The 18,980-nt window shown below is 35.1% G+C and carries 11 protein-coding genes; 2 read left to right on the top strand and 9 right to left on the bottom strand.

Annotation, left to right across the window (positions count from 1 at the left end; all coding sequences use genetic code 11):
- Window positions 1–883 precede the first annotated feature (883 nt).
- The 6 genes from A3Q34_RS19815 to A3Q34_RS19790 all read right to left on the bottom strand — a co-directional run bounded on the left by A3Q34_RS19815 (window position 884) and on the right by A3Q34_RS19790 (window position 12,369).
- On the bottom strand, window positions 884–2,737 hold the full coding sequence (locus A3Q34_RS19815; protein ID WP_197517626.1) for a tetratricopeptide repeat-containing diguanylate cyclase: 1,854 nt from the start codon (window positions 2,735–2,737) through the stop codon (window positions 884–886).
- Between the two features lie 974 nt (window positions 2,738–3,711).
- Window positions 3,712–5,250 carry a methyl-accepting chemotaxis protein gene (locus A3Q34_RS19810; RefSeq protein WP_070376913.1) on the bottom strand — a complete coding sequence of 513 codons (1,539 nt, stop codon included), beginning with the start codon at window positions 5,248–5,250 and terminating at the stop codon, window positions 3,712–3,714.
- Window positions 5,251–5,353: 103 nt separating this feature from the next.
- On the bottom strand, window positions 5,354–8,941 hold the full coding sequence (locus A3Q34_RS19805) for a CHASE domain-containing protein (RefSeq protein ID WP_070376912.1): 3,588 nt from the start codon (window positions 8,939–8,941) through the stop codon (window positions 5,354–5,356).
- Complete coding sequence (locus A3Q34_RS19800; protein ID WP_070376911.1) at window positions 8,941–10,641, bottom strand: ATP-binding protein; 1,701 nt, start codon at window positions 10,639–10,641, stop codon at window positions 8,941–8,943. Before A3Q34_RS19800 ends, A3Q34_RS19805 begins: the two co-directional genes overlap by 1 nt.
- 79 nt (window positions 10,642–10,720) lie before the next feature.
- Window positions 10,721–11,803 (bottom strand): response regulator, encoded by a 1,083-nt coding sequence (locus A3Q34_RS19795; protein ID WP_070376910.1) that lies wholly within the window; start codon window positions 11,801–11,803, stop codon window positions 10,721–10,723.
- Window positions 11,803–12,369, bottom strand: coding sequence for a response regulator (locus A3Q34_RS19790; protein ID WP_070376909.1), 567 nt, complete (start codon window positions 12,367–12,369; stop codon window positions 11,803–11,805). The genes A3Q34_RS19795 and A3Q34_RS19790 overlap by 1 nt, the downstream gene beginning before the upstream one ends.
- Before the next feature lie 280 nt (window positions 12,370–12,649).
- Between A3Q34_RS19790 and A3Q34_RS19785 the strand changes: the two genes are divergently transcribed.
- Window positions 12,650–12,943: a hypothetical protein gene (locus A3Q34_RS19785; protein WP_231907496.1), complete on the top strand. Its 294-nt coding sequence runs from the start codon at window positions 12,650–12,652 to the stop codon at window positions 12,941–12,943.
- Window positions 12,944–13,289: 346 nt separating this feature from the next.
- Here the strand turns inward: A3Q34_RS19785 and A3Q34_RS19780 are convergent, their stop codons facing one another.
- The 3 genes from A3Q34_RS19780 to A3Q34_RS19770 form a co-directional block, all read right to left on the bottom strand.
- Window positions 13,290–13,631 (bottom strand): response regulator, encoded by a 342-nt coding sequence (locus A3Q34_RS19780; RefSeq protein ID WP_070376907.1) that lies wholly within the window; start codon window positions 13,629–13,631, stop codon window positions 13,290–13,292.
- A 4-nt stretch (window positions 13,632–13,635) separates the two neighbouring features.
- On the bottom strand, window positions 13,636–15,459 hold the full coding sequence (locus A3Q34_RS19775; protein WP_070376906.1) for a PAS domain-containing sensor histidine kinase: 1,824 nt from the start codon (window positions 15,457–15,459) through the stop codon (window positions 13,636–13,638).
- Window positions 15,460–15,620: 161 nt separating this feature from the next.
- Window positions 15,621–16,229, bottom strand: coding sequence for a PAS domain-containing protein (locus A3Q34_RS19770; protein WP_070376905.1), 609 nt, complete (start codon window positions 16,227–16,229; stop codon window positions 15,621–15,623).
- Window positions 16,230–17,011: 782 nt separating this feature from the next.
- Between A3Q34_RS19770 and A3Q34_RS20290 the strand changes: the two genes are divergently transcribed.
- A complete protein-coding gene (locus A3Q34_RS20290; RefSeq protein WP_083278109.1) occupies window positions 17,012–18,952 on the top strand; it encodes a response regulator in 1,941 nt (646 codons plus the stop codon).
- Window positions 18,953–18,980 lie beyond the last annotated feature (28 nt).

Below are 18,980 nucleotides of genomic sequence, written 5' to 3'. Positions count from 1 at the left end.
TAATACTTGCAGAAAAATCACCTGAGAGTGAAATACTGAAAAGCGCCACTTTTAGCACAAAATAAATAAGAATATTTTGTAATAAACGAGCATCTACTTCGTTAAGGTTCGTTGACTATAACTAACTTAGCTTAAAAAACAAATATAAACACCAATTATTTTGCATAAACGACAAAATCACCGATACAAAAAGCTAAAAACGAACACAAACACCGACAAAGTCGATAAAAGAGCACACAAAACCTCATGGACTTACTATTTTATTTTTAACACAAGGAGTAAAATCAACGTATGATAAAACCGTTAGAACTGCTTGGGCAATGCTCAGGCATGAAAGTAAATATGAGCAACAACAATTAGTTGCAGCATAATGATTTAAAGGAATAAAATTAATTTTACAATAAGGATTCAGCATAAACGGTTAGACCAACCGATTAAAATCTGTCTATCTCGAAAGTCATAAAGACTGCCATATCGAAAAGGATAATAAGAGCACAAACATCAGAGGCTAGAGAGTACCTATCTCAATAATAAGCCGTATATACGACCGCATATTATTATGTTTAATGTGACATTATTAGTTGCAAAACACGTGGAGTCCGTATGAGAGGTAGGATTTTAATCTTAATTTGGACTGCTCCATTAAGGTTTTTAGATATCAGCCAAGCGACAAAAACTATCAGCAGAAAGTCACCTAGCAGCTGATGTTTAAAAGGTTTACAATGATGAAACCGTGGGAGTTGATCTGAAAGTTGGCAAATGAACTACCCAGCGACTAAAGATCACTGGGTTTTCTCGACGATGTTCGATAAAAAAGTAATAAAACCAATGTCGACCAATTATCTGGAAGTCCTATCTACAAGTGTTATTGCTACTCAGGCATTTATCTCTCAACTTCAACTCGATTTCGTCCTGAGTCTTTTGCTCGATACAATGCATTATCTGCTCGCTGAGTTAGCAACGACACAGTAGTATCAATGTCACTGAGTTGGGCAACACCTAAGCTAATAGTAACCACCAGATCATCATCAATTTCTTTCATATCTATTGCGGCAATGCAGTCACATAAACGTTGTGCAATCTCTGCTGCACTGTCTAGTGTAGAATCAGGTAAAACCACCATGAACTCTTCGCCGCCAGTGCGACCGACACAATCGTTTTTTCGCATGGCAAGTTCTGCTGCGGTTGATATTTTTTGTAGCACACGATCACCGGTCTCATGGCCCCAAGTATCATTAATACGTTTGAAGTAATCAACGTCAAATACTAATAAACTCATTGGAGTCTTGGCGTCACGAGCAGCATTCATGGCCTGTAATGCTTTTGTCTGAATACTGCGTCTGTTTGGTAGACGGGTTAACTCATCGGTCATTGCCATGCCATGCATTAAACGTGCACGCATAAATTGACGATATGCCCAGATCAATATCAAGATCAATAAAATCAGTGATAAGCCAATCACTAGGGCTTGCCAACGTTTACGTTCTTCTAGTGATTGCAAACGAGCTTGCTGAACGGTCTGCTCAGCTTTAAGCGTTTTATTCTCAACTTCTTTGCGGCCGGCATCGAATTCTATGCGCATGCGTGTGGTATTTTGCTCACGTAGTTTGCTTGCTAGTAATTCTTTAGTGTTGTTATAGGCGACATTAGCTTGATATGCTTGTTGCCAATCTCCAAGTTTAGCCAACGTTTTCGCTTTTACATTCTGAATCCACGCTAAGTAACGAAAATTATCCTGATTACTCATACTTGGCTCAGCGCTTTTTATATGTACTAACGCTGATTCATAATTACCATCAGCGTAGTCAGCTTTCGCATTAAATAAGTGCCACAGCGACCAACTATAAGGATCAAATCTTGGATCTAGCATAGGCTCAGCTTCGTTGAGTAGGCTTTTTGCTTCTGTAGTTTTATTTGCTTGCAACAGAGAATCAGCTTTGGCAACAAGCATTGTTGAGATTAATGCTTTATCACCACTCTTATAGGCGTTGGTCAACAAGGTGGTGTAAAGTTCTTGGGCTAATGTGTGATTGCCAAGATCATCCATAATCAGCGCACGTACATAACGTGTATCATTAACTGCTTCTAAATCGCCTCTTTGTTCATTAAATTGTTCAACTTCCTTCATCAGGGTTAATGCCCGCTGAAAATCACCCATACGACGGTAAGTATTACCTATTTCTCCTAAATTATAGTAAATCCAATAAGGTATATTTGCTAATTCGTAGTGGGTTTGTGCAAGCTGAAAATCTTCCAGTGCTTGTGCTAAATCGCCGTTAAGTGCGGCTAACGATGCCCGAGTCGATAAGGCATCAGCAATCAGCTTTGAATTGTTAATTTCAGTCGCTATTTGTAAAGCAGTATTGTAATCACTCTTTGCTGAAACATTATCAGAAGCTGCTTCATAGAATGAGCCACGACAAAGGGTTAAATCAGACTGAGCGCGTTTGTCTTCCTGCGCTATTGCTTTTGAAAGATAGGCATTAGCTTTCTTGATTGCGGACTGAAGTAATTCCGATGTATCAGCTTGTAGCATCCAACAATCTAAGGCGTTAAAGCGATTTTGTTGTTTATCATTATCGGGAGCTAACCAAATCTGCAGTTCGCGCATACTGTGACGATATTCTTTCATAGTACCAATTAGCTCTGCATTTTCGAGCTGAAGAAAGCGTTGCTCAATTTCTATGGTATTTGCCGCAAATGTTGAGGGGGCAAGAAATAGGGTAATCAATCCCATTGCAATACTTAAGTATAATATGAAAACTTTATGTAATAATTGTAAAGCCATGTGCGTTTGATAATCTCTGTTGTCTTAGTCACTAAATGGTTAATAGTTATAACAATAGTTGCTTCTTTGAATAATGTCGACAAGTTACTAGGGTATATACCTGTTATTAATGAAGATACTTGAACACAGGTATATTAGGACTTACCTCTATTTTCCTCCTGTAAATTTTCTGCGTGAGAACTGTTAAGTTTGTTGCTCTTATAAAGCGGGTAACAGGCACCGACAACGTTTGGGTCATACAAAATACCTTTATTTTTATTTAGTTCATCAATAGCCGCAGGCAAACCCACTTGCTTTCTATATGTTCTAGATAAACGCATTCATCAACAACATCAGCTACGACAATAATTCGGGCTTCTAAAAGTATTTAATGATCTATAAACCCATCTGGATAACCTGAACCATCTACCCTTTCATGATGCTTTCGAGCAATAGTTGCTAGTGGGAAGTTAACGTCAATATATTTTAGGATTTATTCTCCAATGACTGAGTGTAGCCTTATTAAATTAAATTCCTCACCTTTGAGCTTTACAGCTTTTGAAAGAATCGCAGAAGAAACACCTAGCTTACTCATATCATGTTCAACTAGAAAAATTTTTTGGAGATTCGAGTTCATACGTTAATTAGGCATTCAATATTTAAAGATATAAACGCCATAGCAACCTTATGGCGTATATAATTTTAAAGCTATTCTTTATTATTTACAGTAAAGCACCTAGTACCAAGATAAATTTCACTTCTTTGTTAACCGAAGTCACCTTTTAATTGAATAATTGTTGCTATACCAACTAACATAATGACTAAAGATAGAATAAAAAATAAGGGCTGAACTCTAAACCTAACAATGGCATTACTTAAGCGTAAATAGAAATGAGAACACCTAAGCCCAGAATAGAACCTATATATTTGTTACAAGGTCTTGATTATTTAAATGTCGTATTTAACCTTTCAATATTTTCAGCACTTTTGCTTACGGCAATACCTAGGTGGCTGACTTTTTCTGCAAGTATTGCGTTTTGTTGAGAAATATCATCGATAGTATGAACACTATGTGTAATTTGATTAGCAACAACACTTTGCTCTTCAGCAGCGGTAGCTATTTGTGCAGTCATATCACTTACATCGTTTACATCACTTATAATATGATCCATCGCTTGTTTAATTCTAGAGCTATCTTCAGAGCATTCTTCAGCATTCTTTTTACTTTTAAGCATGACTTCGCTCCAATTTTTCAAAGTGGTTTGTAATTCTACAACGGATGATTGAATTTGAACTGTTGCTCCCTGAGTTCTGCTCGCTAAAGTTCTTACTTCATCGGCAACCACAGCAAAGCCTCGCCCTTGCTCTCCTGCTCTTGCCGCTTCTATGGCTGCATTTAATGCTAATAAATTGGTTTGATCGGCAATGCCTTGAATTTCTGACATAACATCTGAAATTTTATCTACATCTCTGACTAATTCAAGAGCATTAGAAGCCGCTTTATCAACATCACTAGCCAAGCAGTTAATTTTATTCTGACTGGCTTCGATAACCGTAATATTGCTCTTACATTCGTTTTGTACCGTTAATATTTTGTCGTGTGTTTGATTGGTATTTAAGCTTACTTCACTAATGGTTGCGCTCATTTGAGTTATTGCTGTTGCTAATTGTGCAAGGTTGTTGTTTTCTTCTTCTATACCTTTTAACGTTTGTGTTGATGCACTTTCTAACTCGGTTGCAAGATTAAGGAGTTTACGCCCTGAGTCACTACTTCTACCAAGTATTGTCCTTATTCTTGCTTTATATAGTTCTATTGGGTAAGAGATAATATTTAGCGGCCCTTTTCCTGAGAAGATTAGGCGTGAAGGACTATCCGATAACCTTTGGGTTTTGGCTACGTAATTTGGAAAGGCAAACAACTCTTGTGAAAAAACTAAAGAGACTAAACTTATACACGTAAGTAATGCTACAGATGAAAATATTGATTCAGTAAATAACCAATTTGAAAATGTAGCTGAGACAATGATAAATAATGCCACTATTCGTTTTAATCGAAAATTGCTTTGTAAGTCATACAGAGAGTTTCCATTATTCAACTTGTCATAAAGCTGTTGAGCTTTTTGTTTTTGCTCAAAACTTGGCGATGTTCTAACAGATTGATAGCCTGTTACCTTGCCATTTTCATATACAGGGGTTACGTAAGCGTCTACCCAATAATAATCACCATTTTTACAACGGTTTTTAACCATACCTCGCCATGAATCATCTTGCTTAAGCTTGCTCCATAAATCAGCGAAAGCGGCTTTAGGCATTGACGGATGTCTAACTATATTATGATGTTGGCCAACAAGTTCATCAAGTGAATACCCTGCAATCGAACAAAAATCATTATTCGCGTAAGTTATTTTACCTTCTAGATCGGTAATTGATACCAATTGTTCAGCTTCAGAGAAAGTTCTTTCATTATTTGATGTGCGGTTCATCATAATCCTTTTAAAATCGTTATTTTTAATGTTAAATATTTAAGCTTATGGGTTCTTAGTATGTGTATCTAAATCTCTAGAAGATAATGATTAGGGCATCAAATTATTCCTTGTTTAATGATTTGTGAACAAAGGTAATTAATTCCATGCCGCTATAGGGTTTTTTTAATAAATCTATTTGAGAATATAAGTCGCTATTTTGTCTAACACTTTCGTCGTTATAACCACTAACGAAAGCTATTTTGGTGTCTATAGCGTTTTCTGTAATTAAGCTCGCTAGCTGATACCCATCTACTTTTGGCATGATGATATCAGTAACGACTAAATCAATGTTTTCGTTTTTAAGGATTATCAGTGCTTCTTCTGCACTTTTCGCGGTTTTTACGTTATAACCTTTGCTACTTAAAAATTCGAATGCTAAATCTAAAAGCTCTATTTCATCATCAACGATTAATATATTGCCACTTTCAGCTTTATCTGATTTGTTGTCATTATTTAGCTGATGAACATTATCATTTTTCGTTTTCTTACTCGGAAGAAAAAGGGTTATTTTTGTGCCTTTACCTAATTCAGAAGATACAGTAACTCCGCCTTGATTACTTTTCGTAAAACCGTAGACCTGACTAAGGCCAAGTCCGGTTCCATTTTCTCCTTTTGTAGTGAAAAAGGGGTCAAATATTTTAGATGATGTTAAGTCATCCATTCCACAGCCGTCATCTTCTATTGCTAAGGTTACATATTTACCCGCGGTGATATTGTGTAAATTAGCCTCCTCACTAGAGAAAGTTTTAAGACCTGTAGAGAGTTCGATTGAACCACTGTTTTCAATTGCGTGCATTGAGTTAATACATAGGTTAAACAGTACATCGATCAAATCATTTTTATTCGCTGAGACAAGTGGATTTATATTTAAAAGGTTGAAACTGATTTTAATACGTGCAGTCAAAGCCTTATGTAACATATCTCTTTGTTCAAGCACTAACTCATTCAGTGAGAATATTTCTCTATCGTCTTGTTGTATTTTGGAAAAATCGAGTAATTTTTCAGTTAAATGTGCGCCGCGCTTACTTGCCACAAGTATTTGGTTTGCGTACTTGAGTTCCTTACTATTGGGTTCTAACTTTGTGATTAACAAGTCTGAATAGCCCTGAATTACGGCAAGCATATTGTTGTAATCATGAGCTACGCCACCTGTTAATTTACCCAAAGCATCCATTTTTTGACTATGTTTGAGTTTTTGTTGCGTTTCTATTTGGCTAGTAATGTTGATGTGTGCACCAATGATTCTTTGAGTAAGACCACCATGGGCATCTTTTAATATTTGCGCTCGAGAAAGTATCCATACCCAACTGCCATCTTTATGCTTCATTCTGAAGTTGCTTTCATAGATACCTTGCGGATTTTTTAGGTAATCAGCGAATAGGTTAGTTGCTTGTTCTCTATCTTCAGTGTGTATTAAATCACTCCATACTTGAGTGAGGTTATCGTGACTTTTTGATTGATAATCCTTGATATCTCGACCTAACATGGAAAAATATTCTGGGCTGCAATCTACATAATTAATATCCCTAAAAAACTCCCAGGCTCCTGTATTTGAAGATAATATTAACGCTTTATGCCGAGCGGCTGACTCAACTAAAATATGTTCGTTTTTATTTTTAAGTTCAAGAGTTTCGGATATATCTTTAAGGATAAATACGATTCCTTGAAATAAATTTTCATCATCGGTTATTGGCGAGGCTATAGCAAAAACTTGGTGACTGGTGCCATCAGGTTTATTTAACGTGACAAAATCTTCACTATCGATAACACAAAATTCATTCTTTATTTTTACCGAGGCATCATCGAAAATATGGGCTCGTTCTCCTGATAAAAGAGCGAATAAGCGGTCAATATGAACCGCGTTTTGTACACTAAAATCCGTTCCCAGTAGTTTATCTGCTGCCGGATTTAAGTTAACAATTATACCATTCATATTAGTAGCAATTACAGCATCAGCAATACTATTGAGTGTTAACGTCAAATGCTTTTTACTTAGCTTTATTTCATTGGTTTGCTGTTTTACTATATCCTCAATGACTTTTTGACGTCCTGACCAGAACAGCACCATAGCGTAAAACATTGTGGTAATAATTATGCCAAAGAATAATATAAACCATTCACTATCTTTTCCAACTGCCAAGATATATTCATTTGAAGCTTGCGCATTAACTATCCAATGACTGTTAGCAAATGAAATATTATGTTGAAGCGATAATATAGTTAAATTCAGTTTAGAAATATGCGTAGTGATATTTTCAGCATTCGAATAAATTTCAGCTTTCGACAACTTGTCTGTAATTGTAATGTTAATGTGCTGAAAATTAATGTTTGATTTATCTATGGCATTGACGATGAGATGTTCAATATCAATAATGCTAGAAACAAATCCTGCTATTGTTTCATATCTCTTCGGGTTATTTAACGGAGCACTTTGCTTTTTTGTTAAGGGTTCGAATAAGAGTATGGCATTGTTAATTTTAGCGTTTTGAACGAGTTTAATAGTTTGAGTTGCTACGGCACTATTAAGTTGAAGCGCTTTGTTTAGTGCCTCTTTTCGATATTTGTTTGAATACAAGTCAAAGCCAATCGCTTTTTCATTACCTTTAATCGGATGTATTAGCAGAATAGGAACATAAAAATTTCTTTTGTCTGCTATTTTCATCACATCATTATTCTTTTCTAAGATAAAATCTTTTCCGTTATGAACTCTGCCTAGTTTACGCTCAAATACTTTGCGATTTTCATCTAAAACCAATGGATTCCATGATAATGCCAGCAGGTTTTCATTAGATTTTATCGCTATATCGGTATACTGTAAAAATTCATCGTTAGACATCGCTTCCTGGTTAGCAATATAACTTGAGAGCATTTTTGATAGCGACGTTACCTGCGTTAAGTCATGCTCGATTGTATCGATAATATTTTCAACATCTCGTTGGTATGTTTCTTTTAATGTAACTTTATTTACATTTTGTTCACTATAAAAAGCAATAAAAACCAATGAAATAAAAGTGATTAACGAGATAAAAGTTACCCTGATTTGTTTTTTATCAAGTTCACTTTTATTTTTTCTAGTTAACCAAAAAAGCAGAGGTGCAAAAATAAAAATTCCAACACAGTCACCCAGCCACCATGTAAAAAAAGTATAATACGTTGGTGTAAAGTCATAACCGCCAACTAAATAGAGGCCAATATTTGAAACAGTTGTAGAAATTAGCGCGGTTAAAAGTGATAAAATAAAAAACAATCCTATTGCTCTCATATCAGCAAGACTGTTTAAGTTGATTTTTTTAACTTTTATTATAAAGCCACAAACAACGGCTTGTAGTGATGCCCCCAAAGCAAAAAACAGACTGACTGGAAAGTATTGCCACTGAAGTGTTCCTTGTCCCAGAATCGTCAAGAATATAATCGCCAGAGCTATAGGTAGTAGCGCCCTTATGCCAAAGATTAAGTAGGCAACAACAGCAAAGCCCGCTCCAGGCCAAATAGGACTAGAGACCCCTAAATTCATTGAAAAAGCAATAAATAATTTAGACAAAATGAAATAGATTACAAAAACAACTAGACCACAGATTAAGGTTAAGTTTGTTTTTTCGTGGGAACTTTGTGAAAAACAATTAGTTTTTAAATGATTAGCATTCATCATTAAATGATATCCTTATCAGTAACGTGTAAGTTATGAGGCACTGATGGTAAAAAAAGATCAATTGATTTTTCTACGCTATCATCATTTCCTGAAATAATTTGGATGTGTCCACCCGCTTCATGAATGGTTTTATTTACAATAGCAAGCCCCATTCCTGAGCCTTCACTTAACGATTTAGTTGTGAAGAAAGGGTCTATTATTTTATTTACGATTGACTCAGGGATGGGCTGTGCGGAATCAATGATTGAAATTTTCACCCATTCCCCTTCAAAACGTTGAGAGCAAGAGATACATTCTGACTTAATAAGCTCAATTTTTTCAACACCAAAAGTAATTTTTTTAATACTTGTGTTATCTTCTGTTTTAATTGCATCAACAGCATTTAATACAATTAAGCTGACGGCTTGATATAGCTGAACGGGGTCAACTCTCACATTCACCTCAATACATTTAATAACAAAGGAAAAAGTAATAGCATCTTCATCTTTCTGTTGAAGTGTTATGAGTTCTTCAATAAATGGAATGACATTAATTATGCGTTCTTCGCTCTTTTTATTCTCACTGTATTCGATTAGTTTCAATACTAAATGCTTAGCCGATTCTCCAGCTTGAGTGATTCTGTTCAAATAGGTAGCTGCCGTTTTTGGAATCTCGTGTTGATGCCTGACACAAATTAAATCTGCATAACCCAAAATACTCGTCAATGAATTATTAAATTCATGAGCAATACTTCTTACCATATTTTTGATCGTGTTTAGTTTTTCAGATTGTATTAATTGTTTTTGCACTCTTAAACGGGTATTAGCTGCTATTTCCTGTGCTAATTTAACTGAGAATAAATTGGCAATTTGTAATAATAATTTGATCTCAACTTCAACATCAATTTCAGTTAGCATATTAAAATTGTAAATACTTAATACTCCCAACACCTTTTTATTATTTTTAATGGGAATAATAATAAAAGAGTGAACATTATTTTCGTTAATAATGTTCACTTCCTCACACTCATACGGGTTAAAGTCTATATTTTCAAAATAGTAACAGGGTGTTTTTTCTAATAATTCTTCGATGGATGAGCCATTATCAGGAAGTGATATTTTAGCAAGCAACTGATTTAATGTGATTGAAAGTTTATGACTAGCAACGGTATCAAAGCTTTCCGTTTCTTTGTGTTTCGTGTAAATATTAAATCCCGCATTTGGCCAAAGTGTATTAAAAATGTCTTTAACCTCATTGAAAATGTTCTTGCTGCTATTATCGCTAATGATTATTTCTAATATATTCTTTAGCATTCTTTCAATATAGGATTGCTGTTTTATTTTCTCTCGAAGCTCAATACTCGGGGTGATGTCTGTTCTGAGTGAAATAAACTCTTTAATTTCACCCTTGTCATCTATTCGCGGAACAATAGTTGTTTGTACCCAATATAACTGTCCATTTTTTTTACGATTACATATTTCACCTTGCCAAGTTTGGCCAGATGAAATTTCATTCCAGATGTTTTTAAAAAAAGCATCGGTATGTAGTCCAGAATTAATGACTTTATGTGTTTTACCGAGCAATTCATTTTGTGAGTATTGAGATAATTTAACGAATGCATCGTTAACATACTTAATAAGGCCTCTTTTACACGTTATTGCTATGATAAGGTGCTTATTAATCACTTCAGGTAAATCGTATTCTTGGATTATATTTGTCATAGAAATATTACTGTAAGTAAAAGTCTTTATAAGTTTGATGGCTCATCACCATTACGTCTGTTAGCACTGTAGTAGACAATCAATCCCAGATTAGATAAACCGTTTCTGCTATTTTATTAAATAATTTTTCACCCGTACCTTCTTTCAAAGCAGATAAATCAGCTTCAAATAAATAGTCATTATTTTTTAGAAATTCTAAGAAATTATCGGTCAAAATAGGACACCGCCACCCTTTTGATTTTTCCTCACTAATAATTTGGTAAATTTTATCTTTGCTGAATTTTTTCTTATAAGGTCGTTCGGAGTTAAGCGCGTCGAAAATATCAAGTAATTGAAAGATTCTAGCCAACAGAGGAATATCTTCCCCTACAAGCGACTCTGGATAGCCAGAGCCATCCCACTTTTCATGATGATGTAAAATGATAGGGAGTACATCACTTAACGAATTGATTTCAGAGCAAAGCTTTGCACCTATTACGGTATGTTGATGCATGATTTTCCATTCATCTTCCGTTAATGGTCCTTTTTTAAGTAAGATCCTATCGGGAATGCCTAATTTACCTATGTCATGTAATATACAGGCCTTATCAAGTGCTGCTTTTTGAATAGCACTAAGACCTAAGTGTTCACCATAGATTTTTGCGTAATAAGTTAATCTGCTACAATGCTTTGCAGTGCCTTCATCTCGTGCTTCCACCATTCGAGCTAAAGCAAATAATACTGACTCAGCTGAATCTAAATTGTCAGTTAGCTTTTTATGCGCAATTGCGGACTTAACTCTAGCGATATACTCAGTAGTATCGTAAGGCTTTTTAATGAAGTCTGTCGCGCCTAAATTTAAACTTTCTTGTAATTCAAATGCAGAGCTACTCGCTGTAACCATGATGATAGGGACTAATTTTTGGTCAAGAGTTTCTCTAATATAATGGCAAACTTGATCGCCACTCATTCCTGGCATTTTTTTGTCCAGTAAAATAACGTCAAAGTTGATCGTTTGTACCAACTCAATAGCTTCTTCGCCATTTTTTGCTTCAAATACAGAGTACTCGTCACCGAGTATTTCTACTTCCAACCTGCGATGCATCGCCTCATCATCAACGATTAGTATTTTTGGGATTTCTTTGGAAGCAATCATAATTTTTTTATCTAAAGCAATATTCATTATTTATCTTCTCTTAACTGTAAACCCAAGGTGGATAATAGTTCGGGGATATTTATCGGCTTTTTCAAACAGGTTTCGGCACCAGCATCTAATAATTTATATACATTTTCTTCGCTATAAAAACCAGTTATACCAATAATCAGTATATTTCGAGTGGAAGGATCTTTTTTCAACATTTTACATACGTCTATTCCGTCCATGCCTGGCATCATGATGTCAGTTATAATAGTATCTGGCATAAAACTTTTCACTTTTAAACCGGCTTCAAAACCACTATTGACAGTGCAAACATCAGCATCACTTGAATCAATAATAATTTCTTGAAGAAGTTCAGCTACAGCTACATCATCATCTACTATAAGTATTTTTCGTTTAGCAATTATACTTCTTGCTAGTGATATTCCTTGCTCTGAAGCAAACGTATCAATATCCGCATTTAAAAAACGACGATGCCCTCCCGGTGATTGCAAGGAGTTCAATTTCCCACTATTACACCAACGTCTAACCGTTGTAGGTGTCACCATTAATAATTCTGCGACTTCAGACGAACTCAGATGTTTTTTCAAAAATTTTCTCTTCTTGAAGTAAACGTTACTTACATTTGCAAAAGATAATAGAGTTAAAGTTATTAATAATAGTAACGTATATAGTATTGGATATTATACACACAAACCATGAATGTACAACTTTGTTCGTTTTGTCTGTTTTGTTTGCTTTGTTTGTTTTGTTTGTTTTGACATTCATTTACTTTAAAAGAAATTGGACCAGCCGCCCCGAATCACTACAAGCAATGGTGCTTTCCATCCAGTCGCTCGTTAAAAATCTCACCGTAAAAAATAGCATTTAATAGAGCAGTTTCGTCATGCTAAACAGCAGAGTTTTGGCGTAAGCTGTGATGGACATCCTGCACAAGGGGATTTATTTACTGAAGTGGAAACTGATCTTGACGTTACTGAGGAAGTATCTGAATTCGCCCCTGTCATCGCGAAGAAAAAGCCCGTCAGTAAAAAATTACCGAGCTATTTACCTCGTGAAGTTATCGCTAATAATATTGAGCGTAAACCTGCGTATGCTATAGCTGCAATAGACACATGGGTGATGATCGTAGTAAAAATATTGAGTTTATTCCAACACGAATAAAAGTGATACAGCATATGTAATTGAAATAGAGTTGCCGCGGGTGTGGAAAACAAGGTACATCAACAAAGCATCAATTAGCGCCAGTACCATTAAGTCCAATACCTATAACGTTTTCGACATCTACCTTGTTAAGCAAAATTATCCCCAGTAAATACCAATATGTATTACCGCTTTATCGTCAAGAAAGCTTATTAAAGCGTAAGTAAAGGTAAAGGGAAAAAGGCAAGGCTGATAGAGTGTTGAGCATGATACAAGGATCTACCAGATAGAAAAAAGCCTGAAAGATAAAGGCGCTGATGATAGATATCAAACGCGCCAAAAAAAAATGCCTAGTGATTGTTATATCCTAATTATATATGTCTTCACCTAAAATAATTGACTTTAAATCTTCTAATTTATAAGGTTTATTAATCGTAAGCTTAAATAAATCATTTACCGGAACTACAAAATCCCCCGTCATCAAAATCTTAATAATTTTATCGTCAATGAATTGAGCAACTTCTAATCCTGTCATTTCAGGTAAACGATAATCTATAAGCATAATATCAGGTGGATTTGAAATACACGCCTCAATTGCTTCTTTAGGGTGATTAAAGACCCCAATGTCAATATTTTCTGTTTCAAAATATTCTTGAAATATTTCACCTAAGAAAATTTCATCATCAAGAAAGTAAACTAATTTTTTCATGGTACTACTCTTCAAATTTTAAAAATTTAATAATAAAACAAGTATTGGGTGAGTTTAAGTCTAGCCAAATTGATGCATTGTGATCATCTAAAATACCTTTCGTTATTGATAAACCTAGCCCTGTTCCATCCCCTAAAGATTTAGAAGTATAAAATGGTTCAAACATTTTAGTTTGTATATCTTTTGGCAGTCCTTTGCCTGAATCTTTAACAGATAGTTCTACCGCATTATCAATATCCCGTGTATTTATTTCAATCCATTTTTCTTTAAGATCCTTAATGGCATAGATAGCGTTAGACATTAAATTTATGATCACTTGTTCTATTTCTATTTCATTAGCGTAAATTAAGTGTCGATCGTTTAGCTCGTAAATGATATTTATATTTTCTCTTTTAAGTTTCGGTGCTATTAAAATAATAGCCTCGGTGACAATAGTGGATAGTTTTAGTGCCACTTTTGTATTTACATCATCTGTACTAGAAAATTTCTTCAAACTTTTTACTATGTGGCTAATACGTTCAGTTGACTTTTGAATGACGCTAAGTTTTTTGTCAGTTTTTTCTTTCTGATAGGGAAGGTTTATTAACGCCTCAGTGTAAGTAGAAATAATACCCAACGGATTATTTATCTCATGAGCGACACTTGCTGCTAACTCCCCCAAAGAGGCTAATTTGGAAGATTGAATGCTTTTTTGTCTTTCTTGATCGTATAATAATTCAGTAGTTTTTCTTAGATGAATGTCTTGTATCGTTCCTGATATTGTAACTACTTCTCCATTTTCATAATTAGGTTTGCCATTAGTAGACACCCATTTAATATTACCTTTAGCGGTTAAACCTTTAAGCTCTAAGTTATATGGTTCACCGTATTCAATCGCTCGATTAACTGCATTTTCTATTATCGGTTGATGTTCAGGTACAAATAATTGTAAACCTTCAGGCAAAATAGGACATTTATCTTTTTTATTATCTACTTCGAGAATAGCAAAGGTTTCATCTGTCCATGTTAATTCACCACTTTTAACATTTAATTCCCAACCTCCCACCTTGGCTATTGCACTTGTTTCACTCAGTATTTTCAGTGTTTTCGATAATTCATGCGCATTATTGATTGAGTCAGTAACATCATGTCGTATAGCCAAATAATTAGTGATGCGGTTTTCATTATCAAAAACAGGGGTAATAATACTGTAAACATAATAAAACGTGCCCTTTTTCGTTATATTTTTGATAGTCCCAGACCAAACCTTTCCTTTAGCAATAGTAGCCCACATGTTGTCAAAGAAATCAGATGAATGATGTCCTGAGTTAATTATCTTATGCGTTTTACCAATAAGTTCACTTTTTGAATAGCCAGAAATCTCGCAAAAATTATCATTAACATCTACGATAATACCCTTTGCATCGGTAATACCTATGATTGCTTTTTCATACAATGCGGATTCTATTTGTTTTAGGCGACTTTTTAACTTTACTCGTTCGGTAATGTCTCGAGCTACGGCATAAATTAAACCTTTATTCGTATCAACAGATGCAGTCCAGCTAAAGTCGATATAATGACCTTCAATATGTTTATAACGATTTTCAAATTCAAAAACCGTTTGTCCCATTTTTAAATTTGAAAATAGTTCCAGTGTTTTTGTTACATCATCAGGATGAACCAAGTTTAAAAATGGTATTGATAGTAAATACTCTGTTGAATAACCTAAAACACGATGAAACGATGGGTTTACTTCTACGAAGTATCCCTCGGTATTAGCAATACTTAGCATATCTAAAGACATATCAAAAAGTTTTTCATAACTACTTTTAATATAAATATCATTCATTTTAATTGAGGGCTCTCAAGTTGATTTTTATCAAAATATTTATTAGTGTTTTTCAAGGCTATTTTCGCCTAAATTACTTTAAATACTAATTGTGTAATACCATGATGCCGATCGCTCAATACCGTGGTGGCGTTTTTCAGTCTATTGTGCCAAGAGTTTAACTAATACAACTTAGCATCGAAATCAGCAAAGTCTGATAAACTTTCAATATTTAATGCAAACTCATTGATTCTATTAAATGTTGAAGAAAGCCTCTTAGCGACTAAATCAATTTCTGCTGATGAAGTTGATTTCATTAACGCAATTTCAAAATTCCCTAAAATAATCTGGAGAGGGTTATTCACAACATGACGAATTTCGCCGTTATTAACAATTCTTAAAGATTTGTTATTATAGTTAAGTCCCTTTTTTTTTGTCACGTCATTCTGGATGCCTATATAATATAAATCGCCAGTGGAATGATCGTTTATAGGAAGCATTAAAAGACGATTAAGAAAGGGAGAACCATCTTTTTTGTAATTAATAATATCTTGGACACAAGCGACATTTTGGTTAAAACAGCCTCTCATAAATTCGGTTGTATCTTGGGATGTCAGCTCTCCTTGTAAATACGAAAGGTTTCGACCTATGCTTTCACCAGCGGTGTAACCCGTGTTCTCTTGAAATATTTTATTTGCATAAATACAAGAACGATTAGTTTTATCGCTTACATTTACAATTGTCAGGCAATATGGGAAATAATCACCAATATATATCAGACTCTTAATCACAATAGTGTTAATTCCTAATTTAGAAAAAATTTATTATAGTTACAAATACAAAAGCCTAAAACAATAGGCTCTATGAATATAAAATCAATTTCACCTACGCGATAAATCAGCTAAAGGATAATGTTGTCAGCTTCATTATTAGACTTGGTGAACTTGAGTTATATAAAATGTCAAAGAATTGTACCTGTTATTCGACCTGATCGTAGTTTTTTCGATAAGACCAGAGAAATAAGACAAATAAGTACCCAATCAATTATAAACATATGTGTTAAATCCTTAGGTTAATGACATTGATATGCACTTTGCTGATCTTAGCATTTAAGGATTTACACTGAAATTTTTTATCTATATTCATCTAGAGCAAATATGGCGAAATAACCACACTAGCTTACATCGTCCCGATAATGGGCGCACCCCACAAATAAAAGCCCAAGTTTTTTTGATGATGACTTTTGTCCATGAGTCGCTTAGCATGCAATGTGAGTTATGGAAACAAAACGGTCATAACTGTATTTTTTTACTGGTTAATAACCCTTTATTTGTATGTCAAATATATTATATTTCATTTTCTGTGAAGATTTGACTTCTCATTGTGGTCACAATAAAGCACAAGGACTTAGCCCTTTCTCTTATTGATATTAAGAATTACTATGAACGTTTAATATCGTCACTTTATATTAGCTATTTAAAACTAAACAATAGCTTTAAATAGCTAATATAAAGTGACTAATATAAAGTGACTAAAGTGACTAAAGAGACTAATATAAAGTGACTGATATAAAGTGACTCAAAAAAATGATGAGAAAGAGAAACGTGCCGCTGAGCTAGTCATCGCCAACGAAGAACTTGCCTTTCAAAATAATGAGAAAGAAAAACGTGCCGCTGAGCTAGTTATCGCCAATGCAGAGCTTGTCTTTCAAAATAATGAAAAAGAAAAACGTGCCGCTGAGCTAGTCATCGCCAGCGAAGAACTTGCCTTTCAAAATAATGAAAAAGAAAAACGTGCCGCTGAGCTAGTCATTGCCAACGAAGAACTTGCCTTTCAAAATAATGAAAAAGAGAAACGTGCCGCTGAGCTAGTCATCGCCAATGAAGAACTTGCCTTTCAAAATAATGAAAAAGAAAAACGTGCCGCTGAGCTAGTCATTGCCAACGAAGAACTTGTCTTTCAAAATAATGAAAAAGAAAAACGTGCCGCTGAGCTAGTCATTGCCAACGAAGAACTTGTCTTTCAAAATAATGAAAAAGAAAAACGTGCCGCTGAGCTAGTCATCGCCAATGAAGAACTTGTCTTTCAAAATAATGAAAAAGAAAAACGTGCCGCTGAGCTAGTCATCGCCAATGAAGTACTTGCCTTTCAAAATAATGAAAAAGAAAAACGTGCCGCTGAGCTAGTCATCGCCAACGAAGAACTTGTCTTTCAAAATAATGAGAAAGAGAAACGTGCCGCTGAGCTAGTCATCGCCAACGAAGTACTTGCCTTTCAAAATAATGAAAAAGAAAAACGTGCCGCTGAGCTAGTCATCGCCAATGAAGTACTTGCTTTTGAAAGTAAAAAGAAAGCTTTATTCGAACATCAACTCCAACTTCAACGTTCTCAAAGATTGGAGAGCCTAGGTGTATTGTCTGGAGGTATAGCCCACGACTTCAATAACATTCTTGGAATCATCATTGGTAATTGCGAACTGATAAAGATGAACGTAGAAACTGCCACTCGGAATATCCCTAAAATAGCAGCAGCTGCTGAACGAGGAGCAGGACTCTGTCGCCAGATGATGGTATACGCAGGTAATACTCCACTCACTATAACTAATGTCGATATGGTGGTACAGGTAGACGAAGCCATCTGCATGCTCAAAGAAGTCATTTCCCCAAATGCAGTTATCAAAACCAAAGTTTCAAGCGAAATTTCTATGGTAAAAGGGGATATCAGTCAACTCTATCAGGTAATCATGAACCTGATAATAAACGCATCAGAAGCTATCGGCACAGAGCAAGGTAAAGTCGATGTACTGCTCTCTATGTATAGAGTTATAGAGGGGGAAACTGTTAAAGATTACCACGACCAGTTAATTCCCACAGGTGAATATCTTTGTCTGGAAGTAACAGATAATGGCGGTGGTATGGATGAAGAAACAAAAGAGAAAGTATTTGAACCATTCTACACAACTAAATTTACAGGACGTGGACTTGGAATGTCAGCAGTTCTTGGGATCATAAAATCACATGCTGGCGCTTTACAACTGTTCAGCCAGTTGGGACAAGGCACAACCTTCAAAATATACCTGCCTGCCCTATCAAATGAACACAATGAGAGCGACAAAGAAAGATCTTCTGTACATTCAGTATCATGGAAGGGAAGCGGCACATTACTTTTAGTAGAGGATGATGAGAATATACGCCCTCTTGCAAAAGAATTTCTTGAAATACTAGGTTACACTATTCTGGAGGCAGTGAACGGCAAGGAAGCATTGAAAATGTACAAAAATAACGCAACAGAAATAAACCTTGTTTTTACTGACATGGGGATGCCAGTGATGGATGGTTATGAGTTGTTCGAAAAACTGAAGAAGATTAAGCCAGAACTCCCTATCGTTGTCTCGAGTGGTTTTGGTGATACTGAAATCAGTACGAAGTTAGGGCGTGACCGTGTTGCAGGTATTGTTAGTAAGCCTTACAGCATCGATAAGTTGCGTGAGGTAATGAAAGGCCTTGTCCTTTGAATCATAAAGTGTAGTGATAAAATAACTT

This window comes from Colwellia sp. PAMC 20917 (assembly GCF_001767295.1).
Taxonomy (GTDB): domain Bacteria; phylum Pseudomonadota; class Gammaproteobacteria; order Enterobacterales; family Alteromonadaceae; genus Colwellia_A.
Note: the sequence above shows the minus strand (reverse complement) of the source record. Positions and strands in the feature narration are given on the sequence as shown.